This window comes from Verrucomicrobiota bacterium, assembly GCA_016871535.1.
In the GTDB taxonomy this organism is placed as follows: Bacteria; Verrucomicrobiota; Verrucomicrobiia; order Limisphaerales; family SIBE01; genus VHCZ01.
Genome location: VHCZ01000447.1, coordinates 1 through 1,965, shown reverse-complemented (window position 1 = coordinate 1,965; position 1,965 = coordinate 1). Strand labels below are relative to the sequence as shown.

Genomic DNA, 1,965 nt, shown 5'->3' with positions numbered 1-1,965 from the left:
TTCGGTGACGCTCCAGAAGAATTCGTAGCTTTTCGGAGAGACGTTCACCGCTCGCACTTTGTTTTCCCGATGCTGCCTTCCGGCTTTGCCGGGTGTGGCCAGCCACTTCCGGTTAAGCTCGCTCACGTTCCTGGCCATTTCCGCAGCCGGGATGATGTAATACTCGAAAGGTCTTTCCGAATTCGGGGTGGGGATGCCGCCCAGCACCCAGAAGAAGTTCGGGCCGAAATTCCGCTCCGCCTTCAGCCCGACACTGCACGTCTTGTTGCCCGGCACGAAGGTCTTCACCTGGATGTGAACAAACCGTGTTCCGGCGAGATTGCTGCACAGGACATCCGTGTTCGGCGTGTTGCCCATCGTCACCACTGCCGCATAGCCTCGGCGACACAATTCCCCGGCGACGAAGAACTGGCTGGCGTTGCCTCGGGTTGATTTGTCGCGGGTCATGTAGTTTTAACCCCTCAATTTAGCGGCCACTCCACCGACCGTATCAATGGCACGAACGACTGGCGATTCAAAGTCCACGGCTGATTCCACACTGCTGCCGGGAATAACGGCTCACTGTGCAACTTCACAAGGGCTTCCCACTCGGCGGCACTCGCGAATGGCTTGCCGCGGTCTGCCATCTCGTTGGCCTTCAGGAAGCCGAGATAGACAAGAATAACCGGATAGCCCAATTCGGCGAGTTTGCAGGCCGATGCAAATCGGTTCGACATCTGATAGCGGGCATCCCGGCTCAATGACCATTCGCAAGCAGTGGCTGCTCTGAACTGGGAGTTGGCCGCCTGGATGACTTCACTGATTCTGGCGTGATTTGATTTCATGCCTGCCGAGGGATTGGTGCGCAGTGGCTTTCCAGCCTCTTCTTTTATCAACTCATCATCATGCGCTTTCGCCTCGATCAGCAAGATGCCTGGCTTGGTTGCGGTGGTGCCGGCCACTGAGCAGGTGCAGGCAATATCAAAGCTCGGCCCTTTCTGTATGCCTCCCCTGAAGAGAGCGAACCACCATCGCCTGATCTCGGCGCACTCGCCTTCCCCCAAAAGTCGGACGGCCTTGTGCAGCTCTGCCTCGTCGATCTGCTCAAACCCTTGCGGCATCCACTTATCCTCCGGGCTGATTGCCCCAAACGGCGCGATCAGCTTGGTGAGGCGAGCCGCAACTTCCACAGGATCTCCGTGAGTCAAACCGTGACAACGAGGCTTGCTGCCGCGTCGGTCTTTCGCACGCAGGCTTTGGAGCAATTTGTTCACGGGGCGAGGAGGTGGGCGCGGAAGGCGCGGGTTTGGTGCAACTGCGCCTCCAGCGCGTCGCACTGCCGCAGCAAGGCCTCCACCCGCGCCACGATCCGCTTTTGTTCAGTATTCATCCGATCAGGGCAAATAGGGTCTTAGGTGTTTGGTGACGACCGGGTCATTCAGCCGTGGGGAGTCCAATTTGTAGACCCAAACGATCCGCTGAGTAGTAGTGTGCGTGTAGTAGTTGTCGTTTCTACCGTAATCGGGGCTATACCTCTCCTGCGAGAAACTTGACATCTCGGTCTCCACGACGAACAGCAACGATGGCTTCGGGGCGTAGCACAAGTAGAACTCCCTTTTGCCCACCTCTGTCTCGGCGACCCGAATGGAAATGGAGGGCAGTTCCAGTGACAACACGCCGCGTCCGTCGATCTCGCCGGGTAAATCTTCAAGACCCTGGATGCGTTTGACATCGCAAATCTGGTGGTTGCCGATGATGATTGAATTCTCGGGATAGTCAGCGCGGAGTGATGGCATAATTTGCGTTGTTGAGGGTCAGTTAAATTTCATGCGGCGAGGAGGTGGTGGAGGGTGGCGTCGTAGAGGTGCGTGCCGAGGGTGCGGGTTGGATTGGTCATAATCATCCCACCGTCACCGGCACGAGCGTCATCGTGTCGTTGCCAAAAATATCAATGACCTTTACGGCGATGACGTAGCGGCCGGGCTT

The 1,965-nt window shown here is 57.3% G+C and carries 3 protein-coding genes; all 3 read right to left on the bottom strand.

The genetic code is table 11. From position 1 onward, the window contains the following. On the bottom strand, nucleotides 1–447 hold a 447-nt coding region (locus FJ398_27450), incomplete at its 3' end, for a hypothetical protein (protein ID MBM3841612.1). Between the two features lie 14 nt (nucleotides 448–461). Next, on the bottom strand, nucleotides 462–1,253 hold the full coding sequence (locus tag FJ398_27445; GenBank protein ID MBM3841611.1) for a hypothetical protein: 792 nt from the start codon (nucleotides 1,251–1,253) through the stop codon (nucleotides 462–464). Between the two features lie 120 nt (nucleotides 1,254–1,373). Next, nucleotides 1,374–1,775 carry a hypothetical protein gene (locus FJ398_27440; protein ID MBM3841610.1) on the bottom strand — a complete coding sequence of 134 codons (402 nt, stop codon included), beginning with the start codon at nucleotides 1,773–1,775 and terminating at the stop codon, nucleotides 1,374–1,376. Nucleotides 1,776–1,965 lie beyond the last annotated feature (190 nt).